Here is a 20,430-nt window from a genome sequence, read left to right on the forward strand (position 1 = left end):
AGGGAGGTGGTGGGGGATGGGCCTCATCAAGGCGATCATCACCGCTCCGGCGGCACCGGTGCGGTTCGTCGACTGGACGGCGCGCCAGGTGCTCGACGCGGCCGAGCGCGAGTACTACGACCCGGCGGCGATCCGCCGGGAGTTGGCGGACCTCGCGCAGCAGGCCGACAGGGGCGAGATCTCCGAGGAGGAGTTCGACCGGCTGGAGGACGAGCTGCTGGACCGGCTCGACGAGGCCGAACGGTACATGAGGGAACGGTGATCCCCGGCCGCCGCCCGTTCCGGCGGCGGCCGGGCCGCCGGCCCGCGGCAGGGCGGGGATCGGCGAGGGGAGGCAGAGGTGACCCAACCGGCTCCGTGGAGGGGCGAGCCGCGCGAGGTGCGCTCCCGCGGCGGCTCCTCGGCGAATCTGGCCGACGTGCTGGAGCGGGTGCTCGACAAGGGCGTCGTCATCGCCGGCGACATCAAGATCAATCTGCTGGACATCGAACTACTGACGGTCAAGCTCCGGTTGCTGGTGGCCTCGGTCGACAAGGCCAAGGAGATGGGCATCGACTGGTGGGAGCACGACCCCGCGCTCTCGTCGAAGGCGGCCGAGCGCGCCGACGAGGAGCTGGCCGAGGAGAACCGGCGGCTGCGCGAGCGCATCGAGGCGCTGGAGGGGCACCGCTCCGCCCCGATCGAGGACGGCGGGCGGGCCGCGGCCCGCCAGGAGGCCGGCGCGCAGCCGGAGTCCGCCGCACCGGCCGAGCGCGCCGCCGAGGGAGGGGAGGACCGATCGTGAGCGCACCCCTGGCCGAGGCCGCCTACGTCTACGCGGTGGCCCGCCCTCTCGCGGCCGAGGCGGTCGCGGACCTGAAGGGGGTCGGCGGCCGCCCCGTGCACCTGGTGGAGCACGAGGGGCTGGTCGCCGTGGTGAGCGCGGTGCCGCTGCACGAGTTCGACGAGGACGCGCTGCGCGCCAACCTGGAGGACCTGGGCTGGCTGGAGGAGGTGGCGCGCGCCCACCACGGCGTGGTCGACGCCGCCGCCCGCCGCACCGACGTGGTGCCGCTGCGGCTGGCCACGGTCTACCACGGCGACGACCGGGTGCGCGCGGTCCTGCGCGAGGGGCGCGAGGACTTCGCGGGGGCGCTGGAGCGCGTCGCCGGGTGCCTGGAGTTCGGCGTCAAGGTCTACGCCGAACCGGCCTCGCGCCCGGCGGCCCCCGAGCCGCCCGCCGCCGCGCCGGCGGGCGAGAGTCCCGGAAAGGCCTACCTGCGCAAGCGGCGGGAGCAGCGCGACCGCCGCGACGACGTCTGGCAGCAGGCGGCGCAGTTGTGCGAGCGGCTGGACGCGGCTGCCGCGCAGTGGGCGCGGGCGCGCGAGCGTCACCGGCCCCAGGACGCGTCCCTGTCGGGCGCTCCGGGCGAGAACGTCCTCAATGCGGCCTACCTGGTCGCCGACGCGGACGCCGAGGGCTTCCTGGACGCGGTGGAGCGGGTGCGCGCGGCCGCGCCCGAGGGCACCCGGATCGAGGTGTCGGGGCCGTGGGCGCCCTACTCCTTCTCCGCCGCCGATACGCCCGCCGAGTCCGCGGAGGAGGAGCGGTGACGACACCGGACCGGTACGAGGACCCGCCGGCCGGGTTCGGGGAGGAGCCGGCGTCCCTCTCGCGCATGCTGGACGAGGACCACCCGCTGGCCAACCGCGACATCTCGCTGGTCGACCTCCTCGACCGGGTGCTGGCCAAGGGGGTCGTGATCAGCGGCGACCTCACCGTCTCCATCGCCGACGTCGACCTGGTCCGCATCTCGCTGCGCGCGCTGGTGTCCTCGGTCAACGAGAACGTCCCCTCGCCGTGGGAGCACGGCCATCCGCTCTCGGGCTGGATCAGGGCCGACTGAGGGCGCGGGCGCGGCCGGGCGGCCGCAGCGCGGAAGGGAGTCAGCATGGCCGAAGACGACGACGGCGCCGGGCGCGCCGGGGCCGGCGGGGAGTCGCGGGGGTTCGTCCGCGACATCGGCGGCGTCGGCGAAGGGGGTGCCGACCGGGCCGCCCCGCTGGAGAGGCTGCAGGAGGTGCTGGACGGCACCGCGGCCGGTCCCGAGCGATCGGCTGCCCCCGAGGGGCCGGCCGGCCCGCGGCGCCGCGCCCAGACCGAGAGTCTGCGCCACCGCATCGCCACCGAGCCCGACACGGTCGAACGCGACCTGATCAAGCTGGTGCTGACCGTGGTGGAGCTGGTCCGCCAGCTCATGGAGCGCCAGGCGCTGCGCCGCGTGGAGGTCGGCGACCTCACCGAGGACCAGGAGGAGCGCATCGGCATGACGCTGATGCTGCTGGAGGAGCGCATGACCGAGCTGCGCGACCGCTACGGCCTGACCGCCTCGGACCTCAATCTGGACCTGGGGCCGCTGGGCTCCCTGCTGCCCAGGGCAGAGGAGTAGGTCCGCCGCCGTTGCGGCGAGGGCAGCACTTCCGCCTGCGGGGATCGGTTCGGGTGTACGCCGGTACCGGTAAGCGACGGGTCGGCGAGGGCAGCGCGGGGCACAGCCTGCGGAGATCGGTCCGGGTGCCCGCCGGTTGATCACCCGACGAGGGCGGCGAGGGCGGCACGGGGCACAACCCGCGCAGATCGGTCCCGGTGCCCGCCGGTTAATCACCCGACGAGGCAGCGAGGAAAGCGGAGGGTTGCGCCCGCGCAGATCGGTCCCGGTGCCCGCCGGTGACCCTCGCGACGAGGGCAGCGAGGACGGTGGTGGGTGCGGCTCGCGGTCATCGGTTCGGAAGGATGTCGGTCGCGGTGGGCGACGGGGGCGGCGGCGCGCCGGTCGGGTTTCGACCCAGCCCCGTCCGCCCGCCGCACCTCGCCCGGAACCCCGAATGCCCGATTTGATCTAACTCCCAGGAAACGATCTTGTACTTTTAGTCATTGTTAGCGATCACACGTGACCACAGGTACAAGATCGCCGCCAGAAACCGCGCGGTCGGTGGCCGCGCACCCGCCGGGCGCGGCCGATACCGGGCGCGGAATCGGGCATCGGGGGCATATGCCGCGGCGGGTGGGCGACGATAATCACCGAATGTTCGCGGGGGCGGCCTCCGGCCGCGCGGCGGGCCGTCCGCGGCGTCGAATCCTCCCGCGATGTCCGGTATGCGGGGTCGCCGGAGCGGCCCGCGCGGCCGGGATCGGCGATGATCATGGCGTTTGGCGCGGAATCGGCGTCAAAACCGCTCCAAACGCGCACCTCGTGGCACCCCGGCCGCCACCACCCCCCGCCACGGCCGGGCATTCCGGGCAAACCACCCCGGATTCCTTCCGCATCCCGGAAACCCTGGGGTTCCGGTGCGCCGCGCAGCCCCACCGCGCGCCATCGGCGGGCATCGTGGCCCCACCCGGAGTGAAATGCCTGAAACGTCCCCGCCCGGGCCGTGTCCCAGGACGGCGGGGGCTGCCGTCCAGGAACCCACCGGGAACCACCCGGGGCGGCCACCATCGGGGCTGCGGCAATGGGTGCGCCTCGCGAAGCGCGGTCACAGCTTGCCGCCGAGCGCACGCAGCCCGTCCCAGGTGGAGCCGCACCACCGGTGGCGGGCCTCCGAAACAAGGGTGCGCCGTGCGCTCGGCGGCAAGCTGGCGCACCGCGCTTCGCGCATCACAGCCCCATTGCCGCAACCTCCTGTGGTGACCGACTCCTTAAACCCGACGTAGGCCGCCCCACCACCGCCCTCGCCGCCACCGTCGCCTGCCGCACCGACGGGCACCGGGGCCGATGGGCGCGGGCCGAGCCATCCGCCCGTCGTCGCCGCCTCGTCGGGCGGGCCACCGGCGGGCACCCGAACCGATCCGCGCGGGCCAAGCCCACCGCCGCCCTCGCCGCCCCGTCGGGCGACCCGCCACCCGCCCTCGGCAACCGGCGACCGCCCGGCCCCGCCCCCCACCGGCCGTCGCCGCCTCGTCGGGGTGGGCCACCGGCGCCCACCCGAACCGATCCGCGCAGGCTCAACCCCGCGCCGCCCTCGCCGCCCCGTCGGGCGACCCGCCACCCGCCCTCGGCAACCGGTGATCACCCAGCCCGGCCGCCCACCGCCCCTCCGCCCTCGCCGCCCCCATTAGCTTTTAGAGCAGTTCCGCAAAGGAACACCCGGCCTTCGACCCGGCATGGCTGAGTGCGTGCCACCGGCGGATCGGAGAGCCCGGCCGGGACCGCCCCCGCCCGGGGGCGCTTTAACATCGGATCGTCGGGCCTTGCGGGTCCGCGCCGCCTGGCGCCCCCGTCCAACCGCCCCCGTCCGGCCGCCCCGTCCGGCCGCCCCCGATGTGCCAAGGAGTCCCGCCCCCGTGTTCACCACCCGACCGACCCTGCAGGGCACCTTCGGTATGGCGTCCTCCACCCACTGGCTGGCCTCCGGCACCGCTATGGCCGTGCTGGAGGACGGCGGCAACGCCTTCGACGCCGCGGTCGCCGCGGGGTTCGTGCTGCAGGTCGTCGAGCCGCACCTGAACGGGCCCGCAGGCGAGGTGCCGATCATCCTGGCTCCCGCCGGCGGCCGCCCGCTGGTGCTGTGCGGCCAGGGCCCCGCGCCGGCCGGGGCGACCATCGACCACTACACCGGTCTGGGGCTGGAGCTGGTGCCCGGTACCGGGCCGCTGGCCGCGGCCGTGCCCGGCGCGTTCGACGCCTGGATGCTCCTCCTGCGCGACCACGGCACCAAGCGCCTCGCCGACGTCCTCTCCTATGCGATCGGCTACGCCGAACGGGGGCACCCGGCCGTGGAGCGCGTCGGCGAGACCGTCGAGACCGTGCGCGAGCTGTTCGAGACCGAGTGGCCCACCTCCGCCGAGCTGTACCTGCCCGGCGGCCGCTCCCCCCGGCCGGGAGCGCTGGTGCGCAACCCCGCTCTGGCGGCCACCTGGCGGCGCATCCTGCGGGAGGCGGAGGCGGCGGGCGCCGACCGCGACGCCCAGATCGAGGCGGCCCGCCGGGTCTGGCGGGAGGGGTTCGTCGCCGAGGAGCTGGCCGCCTTCGCCGCCCGCGCCGTCATGGACTCCTCCGGCCGGCGGCACGCCGGAGTGCTGGCCGGCGAGGACATGGCCCGCTTCGCCGCCTCCTACGAGGAGCCGCTCTCCTACGACTGGAACGGCTGGACGGTGTGCAAGGCCGGACCGTGGAGCCAGGGCCCGGTGTTCCTGCAGCAGCTCGCGCTGCTGCCCGCCGGCCTCGACTACGGCACCCCCGAGTACGTGCACACCCTGACCGAGGGCACCAAGCTGGCCATGGCCGACCGCGAGGCCTGGTACGGCGACGCCGCCGACGTCCCCGTCGGCCACCTGCTGTCGGCGGCCTACAACGACGCCCGCCGGGCCCTCGTCGGCGAGCACGCCTCCCGTGAACTGCGGCCGGGCAGCCCGGGCGGCCGCACGCCGCGCCTGAGCAGGCATGCGCTGGAGCGCACCGCCGACGCGCCACTCGCCGCGGGAGCCGGGGAGCCGACCGTGGCCCGCGACGGCGCGACCCGCGGCGACACCTGCCACCTCGACGTCGTCGACCGGCACGGCAACATGGTCGCCGCCACGCCCAGCGGCGGCTGGCTGCACTCCAACCCCGTGGTGCCCGCCCTCGGCTTCCCGCTGGGCACCCGGCTGCAGATGACCTGGCTCGAACCGGGCCTGCCCAATTCGCTGACCCCCGGCCGCCGGCCCCGCACCACGCTGACGCCCTCGCTCGCGCTCCGCTCCGGCGAACCGGTGATGGCCTTCGGCACTCCCGGCGGCGATCAGCAGGACCAGTGGAGCCTGCACTTCTTCCTGGCCGTTGCGCTGCGCGAGCAGGTCCGGGGCGGGCTGGACCTGCAGGGCGCCATCGACGCGCCGAACTGGCACACCGAGAGCTTCCCCGGCTCGTTCTACCCGCGCACGTGGCGGCCGGGCAGCCTCACCGTGGAGTCGCGGCTGGGCGAGGCGGCCGTGGCCGAGCTGCGCCGGCGGGGCCACGACGTGACGGTGGGTGACGCGTGGTCGGAGGGGCGGCTGAGCGCGGTCGCGCGCGACCCCGAGACCGGTGTGCTCTCCGCGGCGGCCAACCCGCGCGGCATGCAGGGCTATGCGGTGGGCCGCTGACGCCCGCCCCACAGGAAGGAGGCGCCCCCGCCCGGCCGGGCGGGGGCCGCGGCAGAGGCCCTACCCGGCCTGCTCCTTGGGGCGGCCCAGGTCGGCGCCGCCGGCCACGAGATCGGCGACGGCGCCGACGGTGCTGAACTCCACGCCGTAGGCGGCGATGCGGTCCAGCCACTCCTCCAGGCGCAGCAGCCGGTGTCCGCGGCCGATCACCTGGGGGTGGAAGGTCACGGTGAGCACGCCCTGCTCGGTTTCGCGCAGCATGTAGCGCAGGTCCAGCTCCCAGTCGGCGAACATCCGGGCGGCGTCGCCCAGACCGGGCAGGGTGCGCGCCGGCGAGGTCAGGAACTCCAGGTGGGGAAGGTCGTCGAGGGTCCAGCTGACGGGCACCTCGATCAGCTCGGTGGGTTCGCCCCACGCGGTGCCGTCGGCGTCGACCCGGTCGCCGGTGCGGCACCGGTAGGGCGCGTAGTCGTGGCCCATCATGCTGCTGTCGTAGCGCAGACCGCGCTCGTCGAGCAGGGCGACGGTGTTCTCCGACAGGTCCCAGGCCGGCGCGCGGAACCCCCTCGGCTCGACGCCGGCCACCTCCCGCAGCGCCTCGATCGAGCGGTCCAGCACCGCCCGCTCGGCGTCCTCGGCCAGAGCGGCGACGTTCTCGTGGGCGTAGCCGTGCAGGGCCAGTTCGTGGCCGTGGTCGCGGATCCGGCGGCACAGCTCCGGGTAGGTACGGGCGGTGTGGCCGGGGACGAACCAGGTGGCCGCCAGGCCGCGGCGCGCGAGCACGTCCAGCAGGCGGGGGACGGCCACCGCGCCGAACTCCCCGCGCGAGCGCGGGGTCGCCGAGAGCTGGCCGCGGTCGACCCAGACCGAGAGCGCGTCGAAGTCGAAGGTGAGGCAGACGTGTCCGTGCGGCATCGCGCGCTCCTCTCAGGCCAGGGGGAGCGCGGCGTTGCCGGCCCCCACTCCCCCGTCGACGGTGATGGTCGTGCCGGTGATCCACTCCGCTCCCGCGGAGCACAGGTAGGCCACGGCCGAGGCGACGTCGTCGGGCACGCCGGGCCGGGGCCAGGGCCGCCCGGCCTCCACGGCGCGCACGTAGTCGGCGCTGAGCGGGTTGACGTCGCTGCCGACCTCGACGAACCCGGGCGAGACCGCGTTGGCGCGGATGCGGTGCTCGGCGAACTCCAGCGCGAGCGCCTTCGTGAGCATCGTCAGGCCGGCCTTGGAGGTGCAGTAGTGCGCGGCGCCCCGCCGCGCCCGCTCGCCGGCGCCGGAGGTGATGTTGACGATGTCGCCCGGCCGGCCCGCCGCGACCCGGGCGCGGGCGAACTCGGTGGACAGCGCGAAGGGCCCGTCGAGGTTGGTGGCGAGCACCCCCCGCCATTCGGCGTCGGTCATCTCCAGCAGCGGCCGGCTGGGGTAGACGCCGGCCGCGTTGACCAGCACGTCCAGTCCGCCGGTGCGTTCGGCGGCCGTGCGCACGCAGGCGCGCGCGGACTCGGGGTCGGCGACGTCGGACGCGACCGCGGTGACGCGGTCGGGAGCGCCGAGGTCGGCCGCCGCGGCCGTGCACCGCGCCTCGTCGGCGTCGCTGAGCACGACGAACGCCCCCTCGTCCAGGAACCGGCGCGCGACGGCCGCGCCGATCCCTCCCGCGGCTCCGGTGACCAGCACTGTGCGACTCAACGTTCCTCCCAGGTCTCGCGGCGGTTCATGCCCCGGCGCAGGGCCAGGTACTGCGGTATCGGCATGCGCGGCGGCGACTCGGCCAGCACGCGGCGGGCCGCCGCGGCGCCGTCGCCGAGCAGGTCCACGACCGTGCCCGCCAGGTAGAGCGCGGGCTCGACCGCGGCCGCGCGGTGGTCGTGCACCCGGTAGTCGGTGCTGTGGTGGTCGCCGGCGGCGCCTCCGCTGTAGGGGTGCGACACCGGCATGACGTGGCCGAGGTCGCCCATGTCGGTGCAGGCGCCGAGGTGGCGGCCGCGGGCGGTCTCGGCTGTGCCGACGACCGAGTGGGCGTTGCGTTCCACGACGTCGTCGAGCCCCGGCGCCGAGCGCAGCGGCAGGTAGGCGGCCAGGGTGTCGGTCTCCACGCGGGCGCCGAGCGCGAGCGCGCCGGCGCGCATCGTGCGGGCGACCACGTGCACGGCGCGCTGGAGCGCCTCGGCGTTTCCGGCGCGGACCATGGTGTGCAGCGCGGCCGCCGGCGGCACGGAGCCCAGGCCGCCCTCGCCGCCGGAGACCAGGTAGTTGAGCCGCACGTGGTCGCTGTCGGGGAAGGTCTCGCGCTGGGCGTCGAGGCCGTGGGCGGCCATGGCGGCGGCTTTGAGGGCGTTGACGCCAAGCCAGGGACTCGACCCGGCGTGGGCGGAGCGGCCGCCGAACCGGGCCCGCACGACGCAGGAGCCGTTGAGGGTGTCGCCGACGGAGAAGCGCGGGCCGCCGCCGCGCCCGGTGTGCACGAGCACGGCCATGTCGACGTCGTCGAAGGCGCCGATGCGCAGCAGTTCGGCCTTGCCGACGGGGAACTCGGGGCCCTGGCCGCCTGCGTCGCCGCTACCGGAGTCCGTGCGCCGGGCCGCGGCGTCGACGGCCCGGTCGACGTCGCCCAGTTCCTCGGCCGGCGCGGCGATCAGCGCGACCGACCCGTCGAGTTCGGCCATGACCTCGCGCAACCCGAGCGCGGCGCCGGCCACCGCCGCGAGCTGGGCGTGGTGGCCGCAGGCGTGGGCCGCCCCGGTGGCGGGGTCGGCCAGCGGGTGAGCGGGCAGGGTGAGGGCGTCGAGTTCGCCGACGAGCGCGATGCGCGGGCCGGGGCCGCGGCCTTCGAGCACGGCCTTGACCCCGGTGCCGGCCAGGCCGGTGCGCGGGGACAGGCCCAGCTGCTGCAGCCAGGAGGTGAAGCGCGCGGCGGTGGCGTGCTCGGCGTAGCCGGGCTCCGGGCGGAGCATCAGCTCCTCGCTGAGGGCGGCGATGTCGTCGGCGCGCTCTTCGATGGCGCGGTGCGCGACCTGCTTGGAGTGTGCGGCGGCCGGGCTCATGCGCGGTCCCCCCACCGATGGGCGGGCCCGCGCCGGGCCTGCGCGGCGCGCGGGCCGCCGGGGCGGCCGGCCGCCGGGGCGGGCGCCGCGGGCTCACATCGGATGATCATGCCGGCCAGTATGGAGGCGGAGGGCCGCCCGGGGACTCATGCCCTGCTCTGAACTTCCGCCGCCTCCCTTGTCCGCTGCACCAAACCGGAGCTGCGCAGGCACAGCGCGGCGACCAGCCGCTCCTCGGGGTCGTCCAGGTCGATCCCGCTGATGGGCCCCAGCCGGCGCAGGCGGTAGCGCAGTGTGTTGGGGTGGACGTGCAGCGCGCGCGAGGCGGCGATCACGTCGCCGAAGGCGTCGAGGTAGGCGGCCAGGCTGGCGGCGTAGTCGGTGTGGTGCCTGCGGTCGTATTCGAGCAGGTCGGGCACTGGGCCGCAGGAGAAGCGGGGGTCGGCGGCCACCGCGTCGGTCAGCACGAGCACGCCCGCGGCCGCGCGCACGTCCTCGGGCCGCACCACGCAGGTGTGGGCGGTCCCGCGGCTGCGCAGCACCCGCAGGACCAGGTCGGCCTCGGCGAGGGAGTCGGGGACGTCGTCGGCGTCGGAGACGACGGTGCCCAGCGCGCCCAGGACGGGGCAGTCGGCCGCACCGGCGGCGCGGGAGACCACCTCGCAGGCGGCGCCGACCCACTCGGCGGGGTCGTCGGCGTCCAGCTCGCACAGCAGCACGTCGACGCGCCCGCGGGAGGGCACCGGCACGGCGGCGCAGCCCAGCGCGGGCAGGTGCACGCTGAGCAGGTCGGCGAAGGCGCGCGCGTCGTGCGGCCGGCCGTCGGCGAAGACGCAGCTGAGCACGGCCGCGGGACGGCCGCGGTCGATGTCGAGCCACTCCAGCGCCTCGTCGTCGGCGGCCCCGGCCAGCAGCCTGCGGGCGACGGACTCGGTGGCGCGGCGGCGGGTCTGGGTGCGCACCCCCAGGCGGGAGAGGTACTGGCCGGCCGAGGCGGCCGCGCGGCGCAGGACGACCGCGGCGTCCTCGGGCAGAGGGCGGCCCCGCTCGGCCACCCAGATCGACCCGAGGATCTCGTCGCCCGAGCGCACGGCGACGGCCATGCGGCGACTCACGCCCTGCTCGGGCACGGCGGGGATGTCCACGACGTCGCCGCTGCGCCACAGCTGCCGGTAGACGCCGTGTTCGCGCAGCCGTGCCCGGTACCAGGAGGGTCCGCGCTGGTCGAGGACGGCCTGGCGGCGCATGGCGTCGTCGGTGTCGGCGAGGCGGGAGGAGGCGAGCACCTCCTGCTGCGGGTTGAAGATCAGCACCGAGCCGCCGATCGATTCGCACAGCGCGTTGGCGAAGGCCGCCAGCTCGCGGGAGGGCGGCCCGGAGGACTCGGCGTCCAGTTCGGCGCCGGTGGTGGTGAGCAGCCCGCGCAGCTGCCCGGAGAACTGCGCCCAGCCGGTGCCCGGCGCCAGGCCCAGCAGCGCCACGCCGGTGTGGCGGGCGGGGCCGCTCAGGCGCTCGCGCATCTCGGCCGTGCCGCGCACGACCACCGCCGCCACGCCGTGCCTGCCGGCCTCCTCCAGCAGGGCCGGGGCTCCATCGGCGTCGGCCCCCACGGCCAGCAGCAGGTCGCCGGGGCCGGCGGCGAACTCGGCGGCGGAATCGTGGATCACCACGTCGTTGCAGCGCACAGTGGGGTCTGGGGGATCGACCCACACCGACAGCACGCTCATGCCCATCGCGTCGATGACGGTGCTCAGCATCGGACCGGTCACGGTGCCCTCCTCGGGGAGTCCTTGTCGCAGACGACAAGTTCCGTGCGGTTCTTCATACCAGCGGATCATTACAGCGAGATGATCACTCGCCGAGACTGGCTGCCACGTCATACGAAGGAGGCACCGTCCATGGTCGAGGGGTTCACCGCCGAACTGCGCGCGCTGGTCGACGCGGAGTCGCCTTCAGCCGACCTGCCCGCGGTCGAGGCGTGCGGGGACCACCTGGCCGAGGCCGGCGAGCGGATCACCGGCGCGGCCCCGGAGCGCTTGCCGCTGCCGGGCGGCCCCTCGGCACTGGTCTGGCGGCGGGGCGACCCGCATGCGCCCGGCCGGGTGCTGCTGCTGGGCCACCGCGACACCGTGTGGCCGGTGGGCACGGCCCAGGAGCGGCCGTTCACCGTGCAGGGCGGCCGGGCCTGCGGCCCGGGGGTCTTCGACATGAAGGCGGGCCTGCTCGTGGGGCTCTACGCCGTTGCGCGGCTGGACCCGGGCGTCCCGGTCACGCTGCTGGTCACCGGCGACGAGGAGGTTGGCTCGGCGGCCAGCCGGGAGCTGATCGAGGCCGAGGCGCTGGCGGCCCAGGCGGTGCTCGTGCTGGAGGGGGCGGCCGAAGGCGGCGCGCTCAAACGCGCCCGCAAGGGGTGGTCGATCTACACCCTCCACTGCCGGGGCCGCTCGGCCCACGCCGGGCTGGAGCCGCAGAAGGGCAGCAACGCCCTGGTCCGGATGGCCGAGCTCGTCGGGGAGGCGGTGCGGCTGAACGCGCCGGACCGCGGGCTGACCGTCACACCCACGCTGGCGCGCGCCGGCCAGACCGTCAACACCGTGCCCGACCGCGCCGAGCTGCATCTGGACGTGCGCGCCGGCAGCGCCGCCGACCAGCGGCGCGTGGACGAGCGCATCCGCGGCCTCGCCGCCGCCTCGACGGGGGTCGAGGTCGAGGTGGAGGGGGGCGAGAACCGGCCGCCGATGGAGGACGGCGCGGCGGCCGAACTGCTGGCCCGGGCGGCCCGGCACGCCCGCGAACTGGGCCAGGAGCCGCCCGGCTCGGCGGCGGTGGGCGGCATCTCCGACGCCAACCTCTGCGCGGCTCTTGGCGTCCCGACTCTCGACGGACTCGGTGCGGTCGGCGGGGGCCCGCACGCGATCCACGAATGGGTGGACGTCGAGGCGACCCTGCACCGGATTCCACTGGTCACGGCGCTGGTGGGCGGCCTGGCCGCGCACCCGCTTCCGGGGCCTTGAAGGATGTGATCACGCAATGCCCGACACCCGATCCCCACTCCGCGAAACCGACTTCGAGGAGGATCCGCGCTACCGCACGGCCACGCGGGAACTCGCCATCGCGCTGGCCTACTGGGTGGCGTTCACCGTCGCCGTCACCGCGACGGCCTGGCTGCTGGGCGGCGGCAAAGAGGCCGATGAGCTGACCTTCGTGCTGGGTTTCCCCGCATGGTTCTTCTGGTCGGTACCGGTGGTGGCCTTCGCGTTCTCCGGTATCGCCTTCGTCCTCGTCCACCGCTACTTCACCGACATCCCCCTCTCCGCCGACGGCTCCGCCGACGAGCCGGAAGAAAGGTAGCCGACCATGCGCTGGGGCGTCCTCATCCCGATTCTGCTCTACGCCGCCCTGCTGCTGGTGATCGCCTGGTGGACCTTCCGCCGCCGCCAGGCGGTCGCCGAAGGCCGCAAGACCGAGCACTACTACATGGGCGGCCGCTCGCTGGGCTGGATGCTGCTGATGTTCACGCTGCTGGCGAGCGGAGCCAGCGCGGGCACCTTCATCGGCGGTCCCGGACTGGTCTACGGCGAGGGCTACGGCTGGATCCTGGTCTCGGTGTTCCAGGTGCCCACCGCCTTCATCGCGCTGGCGGTGCTGGGCAAGAAGTTCGCCATCGTCGGGCGCAAGCTGGGGGCGCTGTCGATCGTGGACATGCTGCGGCACCGCTATGAGAGCCCGATCGTGGTGATCGTCAGCTCGCTGGGCATCGTGGTGTTCCTGACCGCCTACATGGTGCCGCAGTTCGTCGGCGGGACCCGACTGCTTGAGGCGGCCACCGGCGCCGACTACACCGTTCTGCTGATCTGCCTGGCGGCGCTGATCGCGATCTACACGACCTTCGGCGGATTCCTCGCCGACGCGATGAGCGACGTGCTGCAGGGCGTGATCATGCTCGTGGGGGCCGTGGTCGTGTGGATCGCGCTGCTCACCGCGGCCGGGGGCATGGGCCCGGTCAACGAGCAGGTCATGAGCACCGCACCGGAGCTGTTCACGCTGCCGGGGCCGGCCGGGTTCACCCCGCAGATGATCGCCTCCTACTCGCTGCAGCTGGGGCTGATGTTCGGCGTTCTGCCGCACCTGGCGGTCCGGGCGATGAGCTACCGCGACTCGCGCGCGGTGCACACCGCGATGAAGGTCGGCCCGCTGGTGATGACGATCATCACCCTGGGTTTCCTGACGATGGGCATGATGGCGCGCTTCTATCAGCCCGACATGGAGGTGGGCGACCTGGCGCTGCCCACCACCATCGTGGAGGTGCTGCCCTCCGGCGTGGCCGGGGTCCTGTTCGCCGCGCCGATGGCGGCGGTGATGTCCACGGTCGACGCGATGATCCTGGTGGTCAGCGGCACCATCATCCGCGACCTCTACGTCACCTACGTCAACCCGCGCATCAGCGACGGGCGCACGTCGGCGATGTCCTCGGTGACCACGCTGGTGCTGACGGCGGTGGTGCTGGTGCTGGCCCTCAACCCGCCCGCGTACCTGGAGCTGCTGGTCATCTACGCCATCGGCGGCCTGGAGGTGGCGTTCTTCTTCCCTCTGGTGCTGGGGCTCTACTGGAAGCGCGCCAACGCGCTGGGCGCCGGCCTGGGGATGGCGGGCGGCATCGCCTGGTACACGCTCGTCAACAACTGGGCGCCCGAACTGGCGCTGGGCATGTTCCCCATCGCCACGTCGTCGGCCGTCGCGCTGGCCCTGTTCCTGCTGGGCACCTACCTCGGACCGCCACCGCGGCGCGAGATCCTGGTGAAGTTCTGGGGCACCCAGGCCGAGATCGACCGCCTGGGCGAGGACGTGCGCCCGGTGCGTTAGGCACCCGGGTCCAGGACCCCTCCCGCGGTGTGCGGGGGCGTGGCGTTCCCTCTCGCGCCCCCGCACACCGCCCCGCGGCTCCCGCCCGGCCCCTCTCCGGGCGGGAGCCGCGGTTTTGGGCCGCGGATCCGCGCCTTGCGCGCGCGTCGGGCGCCCCCGGGCGCCGGTTAGGCGGCGGACGGCCGGGTAGCGGCCCGGCGACCACCGGGGCGGGCCGCTCGGCCGCGGGCGGCCCCCGCGCAGCCGAAGGAGGGCGAGTATGAGCCGGCCAACGCAGGCCACGGTGCCCGATGCGACGCGCGGTGCCGCGCGGGTCGTCGCGGGCCTGGTGGGAGGGGTCTTCCTCCTCGTGGGCGTCCTGGGATTCGTCCCGATCACGACCGGCCAGTACGGCACCCTGGAGTGGGCGGGCCCCGACTCCCACGCGATGCTGCTGGGGCTGTTCCAGGTGTCGGTGCTGCACAACATCGTGCACCTGGTGTTCGGCGCCGCCGGGCTGGCGGCGGCGTTCCTGCCGGCCATGGCCCGCGCCTACCTGCTCGTCAGCGGCGTGCTGTACCTGGGGCTGTGGATCTACGGGATGGTGGTCCCCCCGGACTCCGCGGCCAACTTCGTGCCGGTCAACGCACCCGACAACTGGCTGCACCTGATTCTGGGCATCGGCCTGGTCGGAGCCGGTTTCGTGGTCAAGCGCGGGCGCGGGGACACCCCCTGAGGCCGGCGCGGGCGCGCGGCGGCCTCAGCGCTGCGGTGCCCGGCCGCCGCGGTCCGCGGTGCGGCGCGGCCGCCGCGTGGTGACCACCGCGACCACGGCCGCGGCGGTGGCGCCCAGGCCGTACACCGCCAGCGTGGCCAGGGGCGTGGCGTCGGCGGGCGAGGTCTGCAGCAGGTCGGCGTTGAGCTGCTGGTTCACCCACAGGGCGATCAGCAGCGCACCGCCGATGATGCCGACCGACCACCCGGAGGCGATGCGGACGTTGACCCAGCGCCGGGTGAGCAGGCCCGCGGCCAGGCGCGCCAGTGCGGCGACCGCACCGGCCACGAGCACCAGCCCCAGCGGGTTGTAGCGCAGGGACATGGCCGGGTCGCCGCTCATGGCCGCCTCGACCGCGCGGGTGGCGCCGCAGGTGGGGCTCATGATGCCCATGTAGTGCGTCGGGGCGTGCAGGTCGACGGGCGGCATGCCGAACACGGCCATCGCGGCCCCCGCCGCGAGCCCGCCCAGCGCCAGGTAGGAGACCCAGCGGTGGGCGTCGCGGGCCTCGATCCGCAGGCGGACGGGCAGTGCCCAGGCGGGAAAGCCGCCGCGGAGTCCGCGCTCGCTCGTGCTCATGAATCCATTGTCCCCCGGTTCCGGGTGCCGCGGTCCGCGGCCGTGCTTCCCCGGCTCCGACGCCCGGGGGATCCGCGCGGTTCCGGGGCGACGGCTCTGCCGCTGCGTCGTGTTTGAGTGGTCGGTCACCACGGAGGCCGCGGCAATGGGCTGGATTGCGCGAATCCCGCCCGTCGCCGGCCACCGGTGGCACAGCTCCACCCGGCAGGTACCGCGTGCGCTCGGCGGCAAAGAAATACTGCGACGCGAAGCGTCTCCGTCGGGGTGGCGGCGGGCTGACGGGCGGGCGGACCGCGCTACGCGAGACGCGCCCATTGCCGCAGCCTCGACGGTGGCCGCGCCAGGTGGTACCCGGAGGGTTCCTGGAAAGCCACGCCCCCGCCGTCCTTGAACACGGCCTATCCGCGCGGTTCCGCCGCCGGGGCGGACCGGAAGGCGGGCAGCCCTTCCGCCGCGGCCGCGATGGCCTTGCGGACAAGGGCGCCCACGCCGCCGGGCGGCCCGTCCAAACCCGCGGTCAGGCGGTGGCGGGCCCCCTCCTCGGCCGCCAGGCGGAGGGCGGCGTTGAGGGCGGCGGCCTGCACCCGCACGGCCAGGTCGCCGGGCGCGGCGCCGGTGCGCTCGGCGATGATCTCGGCGAACACGGACTCGGCCGCGTGGTGGACCTCCAACCAGACGGCCTTGAGCGCGGGTTCGCGGGCGGTCATGGCGATCAGGTCGGCCACGGGCCCGGCGGCCAGGCGGTCGTCCTCGTCGAAGGCGCCCTCCCGCTCCAGGTGGTCCAGCAGCGCGACGCCGCGCGGGCAGGACCGCAACCGCTGGGCCATGGCGTCCAGACCGGTGGTGAGCAGCGGCCGCACGCAGCTCTCCTTGCTGGGGAAGTAGCGCCACAGGGTGCGGGTGGAGATCCCCAGCTGATGGGCGATGTCCTCGCCCGTGGTGCCGGCGACGCCCTTCTCGACGAACAGGGCGAGTGCGGCGCGGGCGATCTCCATGCGGACGAGTGCCTTGCGGCGCTCGGACATCGGCGGGCGGCCCCGGCCCGCGGTGCGTGCGGAGTCGGCGGCCATACTCGCTCACTGCTCCCTTCGCGCCCGCGGCGCCCCGGCCAGGCCACCATACTAAGCGCCGCGTGTCACCGAGCGACTAAATGTCCTTCCGCGACAAGAATAAATAGCATGGCGGAGGCGGCCGCGGCTGCGGCGCCCCAGCACACCGAGGGAAGGAAGCACCATGGCCGAGTCGGGGCTGAACGGCAGGAACGCGATCGTCACCGGAGGAGGCTCGGGCATCGGCCGGGCCACGGCCCTCCGCCTGGCGGCCGAGGGGGCCCGGGTCCTCATCGCCGACCTCAACGCCGGCACCGCCGACGAGGCGGCCGAGGAGATCCGCGCCCGCGGCGGCACCGCCGAGGTCGTCGCCGGCGACCTCAGCCGCCAGGAGGTCGCCGACGAGGTCGCCGCCACCGCCGCCGACCGCCTCGGCGGCATCGACGTCCTGGTCAACAACGCCGGGATCATGGACGACATGTCGGCCACGGCCGACGTCAGTGACACGGTCTGGGAGCGGCTGATCCGCGTCAACCTGACCGCGCCGTTCCTGCTCACCCGCGCGGTGCTGCCGCACATGCTGCAGCGCGGCGCGGGCTCGATCGTGTTCACCGCCTCGGAGGCGTCTCTGCGCGGCAGCGCCGCCGGGACCGCCTACACCGCCGCCAAGCACGGCGTCGTGGGCCTGGTGAAGTCGACCGCGGTCATGTACCGCGACCACGGCGTCCGGGCCAACGCCGTCGCCCCCGGCGGCACAGCCACCAACATCGACGTCGGCACCCCCACGGCTCCGCACGGGCCCACCGTGCTCGGCGGCTACGGCGGCAACATCGGCCGCATCTCCGCGGCCGACGAGCTCGCCGCCGCGATCGTGTTCCTCGCCTCCGACGCCGCCGGGGCCATCAGCGGCGCCGTTCTGCCCGTCGACAACGGCTGGTCGGCGGTCTGACGAGGGCGCCGGGCGCCCGGCCGGAGGGGACCGTGATCGCCGCGGCAAGGCCCCGACAGGCTCGGCGCAGCGCTCGGTGCGCCGGGCCGGGGTGTCGGCGAGGCGCCCGCCGGCGGCGACGACTCCACCCGGCCGGCGGGGGTGCCGATGCCGCAATCGGCCGCCGGCGCCCTTACGCCGACCGCCCGCAGCGCAGCACGAGCACGGTCACCGCAGCAGGATCGCACCACGGCGCCTCAAGCGTCGGCGCCGCCCTCGTCGAGTCTGAGCCGCCCCGCGAGGATCTCGCGGGCGACCGTGGAGATGGGGAGGTCGTTGGCGAAGGCGTGGCCGCGCAACCGGGCCAGCGCGTCCCTCAGGCTGGTCTGCAACTGGACCGAGAGCATGCCGGTGGCCTGGTAGACCTCGGTGTGGTAGTCCTGCGCGAGCTCGGCGGCGGACCGGGGCGCGGCGCGCTCCTCCTTGCGGTGGGACTCCAGCAGCAGCAGGGCGGCGGTGTCGGCCAGCACGAGCGCGTCGCCGGTCTGCTCCGCGGTGAGCGGACGCGGCACATGGCGGTAGGCCTCCAGCGTGCCGATGGCGACCGCGTCGAACCGCAGCGGGAAGGCGAAGACCGAGCCGACCCCCAGTTCGACCGCCGCGGGCGCGAACGCCGGCCACCGGCCGCAGGCGGCGACCAGTTCGGAGGCCAGGACCGGCGCCCCCGTGCCGAACGACTCCAGGCCGGGTCCCTCGCCGAGCATGAACTGCAGTTCCTCCAACCGCCGGCTGAACTCCCCCGCTGCCCCGGCGATCTCGCGGGCGGTCTCGGTGGCGATCAGTGTCACGGCGGCGCCGTCGACGGCCAGGACGCGGCCGGCCGCGGTGCACACCATGTCGACCGACATGCCCTCCCCGAGGCTGCGCGCCTCCTCGGCCAGCAGGCCCCAGACGCGAGGCGGGCGCTCAGACTCCACCGGCGGATGCCGCCTCCCCTCTCTCTGCCGGTGCGCCCAGGACGCCGGCGGTCGTCGGTCGGCCCGCCGCGGGCAGGGGGGCGGAGGGGGCGCGCAGCGCAGGCGGCGCGGGCGGTCGCGGTGTGCGCATGGTTCCTTCCCTCTCCTGCTCGTGGGGGGCACGGACAGCGCCCCATTATCGCTGACACCGTGCTCTGCTGTATCCGGCTTCCCGGCGAACCGCAGGATATGCGGTCCGCCCCGCCGGGCACCGGGGCCGGCCGAGTGCCGAGGGGCTATGGTGGGTGGTGCCGTGTATCGGCCGTCAGGGCAGCCCGCGCAGTTCGCGCTTTCGGATCCGGTGACTCGACAGACCGCACGAACACCGAACACCGCGGAAGCAGGCACCATGCCGGATGCGCCCTTCACGACGCTCGCCGATCTGACCGAGGTCATCGTCCGCGCTCTCGGAGACGCCGACGGCTGCGGGATCACCGTGGTCCGCGACGGCCGCCCGGTGACCCTCTCCTATTCCGCCGAACTCGCGGCGGTCAACGACGAGTCGGAGTACACGCTGGGCACCGGTCCGTGCCTGGAGGCCCTCGCCGAGGAGGCGGAGGTCGAGTCCCGCGACCTGGCGGCCGAGACGAGGTGGGGCGACTACCCGAGCATCGTCACCGCCCTCGGGCTGCGCTCGGTGCTGGCCCTGCCGTTGAAGGGCGGCCACGGGGTGCTCAACCTCTACTCCTGTCGGATCGGCGGTCTCGGCGACACGTGCCGCCGCGAGGCCGCCGAGTTCGCCGAGATCGTCGGCCGGACGGTGGAGGCCGCGGTCTGCATCGACACCTTTGACGCCGCCCAGGGGCTGCGGACGGCGATCCGGCACAGCTTTGAGGTCGATCAGGCGGTCGGGGTGCTGATGGCCCGGAACGGCGCCGACCGCGCCGCCGCCTTCGGCGAGCTGCTGCGCGCGGCCGAGGCCGCGGGCGAGGGCCTCTACGACGCGGCCGCGCGCATCCTGGCCGACTCCGGCCGACGCGAGCGCTGACCGCCCCGGGCCCGCGGCCCGGCACCGGCCGGCGGTGCGCCCTGCGCTACCGTGGCGGGCGTCGGTGCGGCGGAGGAAGCGGAGGCCGGGCAGTGGGCGCGCAATCCGGCGGGGGCACACCCGCGGTCCCGTTCCAGGAGCGGTATCTGGAGGACTACACGGTCGGCGAGGTCGTCGACTGCGGCACGACCGCGGTGGACGAGGACGAGGTCGTGGAGTTCGCGCGCCGCTTCGATCCCCAGTCGTTCCACGTCGACGCGCACGCCGCCGCCGGGGGCCCCTTCGGCGGGCTGATCGCCAGCGGATGGCACACCGCGTCGCTGATGATGCGGCTGTATGTCGAGGGCTACCTCTCGCCGAAGGCCAGCCTGGGCGGCCCGGGTGTGGACGAACTGCGCTGGATCGAGCCTGTGCGGCCGGGCGACACGCTGGCGCTGCGGGCGGAGGTGCTGGAGAGCCGGCCTTCGGCCTCCAAACCCGACCGGGGCCTGCTGCGCACCCGCGTGGAGTTGTCCAACCAGCACGGCAGGACGGTCTTCCGCGCGGTCGTGCTGAACATGCTGCGCACCCGTCCCCGGTGACGGCCGGCGGTCACACCAGCCAGCGGCCGCCGCTCATCAGGTCGCGTTCGGCCAGTTCCTCGACCTCGCGCCAGGCCTGGATCCGCTCGGGGCGGACCCGGTAGTACCGGAAGCCCGCCTCTTCACGCGGGTCGAACCCGGTCTTGGCCGCGAACGCGTCGAGGGTCTGCGCGGGCAGCTCCGCGGTGGACAGGGGCTCGGCCGCCCCCTCGATGAGGACGACGTCGCGGGTGGGCCCGACCGCGATCCGGACCCGGCCCGAGGCGCCCATGTTGCGCCCGGTGGGGCTCTGGGCCGGGGTGGCGAGCAGCAGCGTCTCCCCGTCCCACAGGAAGGACAGCGGCACCAGGTAGGGCGTGCCGCCGGTGCCGCCGGCGGTGGCCACCCAGGCGTCGACGTCGGCGCCGAGCCTGGCCAGGGTGTCCTGCTTGCGCTGTGCGCGGGGGCGCGGCGGTGCCGGCGGAGACGTCATCGTCGGGGGCTCCTCGTTCCGGTCGCGGAGGTTGCGGTCAAAGGTAGCGCGGTCCC

The 20,430-nt window shown here is 74.9% G+C and carries 21 protein-coding genes; 13 read left to right on the forward strand and 8 right to left on the reverse strand.

Annotated elements, in window-relative coordinates:
• Positions 1–16: 16 nt before the first annotated feature.
• The 6 genes from FZ103_RS07885 to FZ103_RS07910 all read left to right on the forward strand — a co-directional run bounded on the left by FZ103_RS07885 (position 17) and on the right by FZ103_RS07910 (position 6,103).
• Positions 17–262, forward strand: a complete 246-nt coding sequence (locus FZ103_RS07885; RefSeq protein ID WP_155999936.1) for a gas vesicle protein GvpG — start codon at positions 17–19, stop codon at positions 260–262.
• A 78-nt stretch (positions 263–340) separates the two neighbouring features.
• On the forward strand, positions 341–784 hold the full coding sequence (locus FZ103_RS07890) for a gas vesicle protein (RefSeq protein ID WP_186355974.1): 444 nt from the start codon (positions 341–343) through the stop codon (positions 782–784).
• The gene (locus tag FZ103_RS07895; RefSeq protein ID WP_186355975.1) at positions 781–1,593 is read left to right on the forward strand and encodes a GvpL/GvpF family gas vesicle protein; all 813 of its coding nucleotides are present in this window, start codon (positions 781–783) and stop codon (positions 1,591–1,593) included. The genes FZ103_RS07890 and FZ103_RS07895 overlap by 4 nt, the downstream gene beginning before the upstream one ends.
• A complete protein-coding gene (locus tag FZ103_RS07900; protein WP_394350084.1) occupies positions 1,590–1,886 on the forward strand; it encodes a gas vesicle protein in 297 nt (98 codons plus the stop codon). The genes FZ103_RS07895 and FZ103_RS07900 overlap by 4 nt, the downstream gene beginning before the upstream one ends.
• A gap of 45 nt (positions 1,887–1,931) precedes the next feature.
• Entirely contained in the window at positions 1,932–2,429 is a 498-nt protein-coding gene (locus tag FZ103_RS25120; protein WP_222936581.1) for a gas vesicle protein K, read from the forward strand.
• 1,895 nt (positions 2,430–4,324) lie between these two features.
• Positions 4,325–6,103, forward strand: coding sequence for a gamma-glutamyltransferase (locus tag FZ103_RS07910; protein WP_186355976.1), 1,779 nt, complete (start codon positions 4,325–4,327; stop codon positions 6,101–6,103).
• 60 nt (positions 6,104–6,163) lie between these two features.
• Here FZ103_RS07910 and FZ103_RS07915 read toward each other — a convergent pair whose 3' ends face one another.
• From FZ103_RS07915 to FZ103_RS26000, 4 genes are all read right to left on the reverse strand, one after another.
• The gene (locus tag FZ103_RS07915) at positions 6,164–7,018 is read right to left on the reverse strand and encodes a polysaccharide deacetylase (RefSeq protein WP_155999937.1); all 855 of its coding nucleotides are present in this window, start codon (positions 7,016–7,018) and stop codon (positions 6,164–6,166) included.
• Between the two features lie 12 nt (positions 7,019–7,030).
• On the reverse strand, positions 7,031–7,789 hold the full coding sequence (locus FZ103_RS07920) for an SDR family NAD(P)-dependent oxidoreductase (protein WP_155999938.1): 759 nt from the start codon (positions 7,787–7,789) through the stop codon (positions 7,031–7,033).
• Positions 7,786–9,144, reverse strand: coding sequence for a M20/M25/M40 family metallo-hydrolase (locus FZ103_RS07925; RefSeq protein ID WP_155999939.1), 1,359 nt, complete (start codon positions 9,142–9,144; stop codon positions 7,786–7,788). Before FZ103_RS07925 ends, FZ103_RS07920 begins: the two co-directional genes overlap by 4 nt.
• Before the next feature lie 146 nt (positions 9,145–9,290).
• Positions 9,291–10,913 carry a helix-turn-helix domain-containing protein gene (locus tag FZ103_RS26000; RefSeq protein ID WP_155999940.1) on the reverse strand — a complete coding sequence of 541 codons (1,623 nt, stop codon included), beginning with the start codon at positions 10,911–10,913 and terminating at the stop codon, positions 9,291–9,293.
• Positions 10,914–11,042: 129 nt separating this feature from the next.
• Between FZ103_RS26000 and FZ103_RS07935 the strand changes: the two genes are divergently transcribed.
• From FZ103_RS07935 to FZ103_RS07950, 4 genes are all read left to right on the forward strand, one after another.
• Entirely contained in the window at positions 11,043–12,158 is a 1,116-nt protein-coding gene (locus FZ103_RS07935) for a M20/M25/M40 family metallo-hydrolase (protein ID WP_155999941.1), read from the forward strand.
• Positions 12,159–12,174: 16 nt separating this feature from the next.
• Positions 12,175–12,495, forward strand: a complete 321-nt coding sequence (locus FZ103_RS07940) for a YhdT family protein (RefSeq protein ID WP_155999942.1) — start codon at positions 12,175–12,177, stop codon at positions 12,493–12,495.
• Positions 12,496–12,501: 6 nt separating this feature from the next.
• Entirely contained in the window at positions 12,502–14,007 is a 1,506-nt protein-coding gene (gene panF / locus FZ103_RS07945) for a sodium/pantothenate symporter (RefSeq protein WP_155999943.1), read from the forward strand.
• Between the two features lie 259 nt (positions 14,008–14,266).
• Complete coding sequence (locus FZ103_RS07950) at positions 14,267–14,722, forward strand: DUF4383 domain-containing protein (RefSeq protein WP_155999944.1); 456 nt, start codon at positions 14,267–14,269, stop codon at positions 14,720–14,722.
• A 24-nt stretch (positions 14,723–14,746) separates the two neighbouring features.
• Here the strand turns inward: FZ103_RS07950 and FZ103_RS07955 are convergent, their stop codons facing one another.
• Both FZ103_RS07955 and FZ103_RS07960 read right to left on the reverse strand, forming a co-directional pair.
• Complete coding sequence (locus FZ103_RS07955; protein ID WP_155999945.1) at positions 14,747–15,340, reverse strand: DUF2752 domain-containing protein; 594 nt, start codon at positions 15,338–15,340, stop codon at positions 14,747–14,749.
• A 398-nt stretch (positions 15,341–15,738) separates the two neighbouring features.
• Complete coding sequence (locus tag FZ103_RS07960) at positions 15,739–16,365, reverse strand: TetR/AcrR family transcriptional regulator (RefSeq protein ID WP_156000108.1); 627 nt, start codon at positions 16,363–16,365, stop codon at positions 15,739–15,741.
• A gap of 208 nt (positions 16,366–16,573) precedes the next feature.
• Here FZ103_RS07960 and FZ103_RS07965 point away from each other — a divergent pair, with 208 nt between their 5' ends.
• Positions 16,574–17,338, forward strand: coding sequence for an SDR family NAD(P)-dependent oxidoreductase (locus FZ103_RS07965; protein ID WP_155999946.1), 765 nt, complete (start codon positions 16,574–16,576; stop codon positions 17,336–17,338).
• Positions 17,339–17,574: 236 nt separating this feature from the next.
• Here FZ103_RS07965 and FZ103_RS07970 read toward each other — a convergent pair whose 3' ends face one another.
• Positions 17,575–18,294 (reverse strand): GAF domain-containing protein, encoded by a 720-nt coding sequence (locus FZ103_RS07970; protein WP_186355977.1) that lies wholly within the window; start codon positions 18,292–18,294, stop codon positions 17,575–17,577.
• A 388-nt stretch (positions 18,295–18,682) separates the two neighbouring features.
• Between FZ103_RS07970 and FZ103_RS24830 the strand changes: the two genes are divergently transcribed.
• Both FZ103_RS24830 and FZ103_RS07980 read left to right on the forward strand, forming a co-directional pair.
• Complete coding sequence (locus FZ103_RS24830; RefSeq protein WP_186355978.1) at positions 18,683–19,321, forward strand: GAF and ANTAR domain-containing protein; 639 nt, start codon at positions 18,683–18,685, stop codon at positions 19,319–19,321.
• Between the two features lie 92 nt (positions 19,322–19,413).
• Positions 19,414–19,902 carry a MaoC family dehydratase gene (locus FZ103_RS07980; RefSeq protein ID WP_186355979.1) on the forward strand — a complete coding sequence of 163 codons (489 nt, stop codon included), beginning with the start codon at positions 19,414–19,416 and terminating at the stop codon, positions 19,900–19,902.
• Between the two features lie 10 nt (positions 19,903–19,912).
• Here FZ103_RS07980 and FZ103_RS07985 read toward each other — a convergent pair whose 3' ends face one another.
• Positions 19,913–20,374, reverse strand: a complete 462-nt coding sequence (locus FZ103_RS07985) for a pyridoxamine 5'-phosphate oxidase family protein (protein WP_155999950.1) — start codon at positions 20,372–20,374, stop codon at positions 19,913–19,915.
• Between the last annotated feature and the right edge of the window lie 56 nt (positions 20,375–20,430).

Origin of the sequence: Streptomonospora sp. PA3 (assembly GCF_009728995.1) — a bacterium.
Taxonomy (GTDB): domain Bacteria; phylum Actinomycetota; class Actinomycetes; order Streptosporangiales; family Streptosporangiaceae; genus Streptomonospora.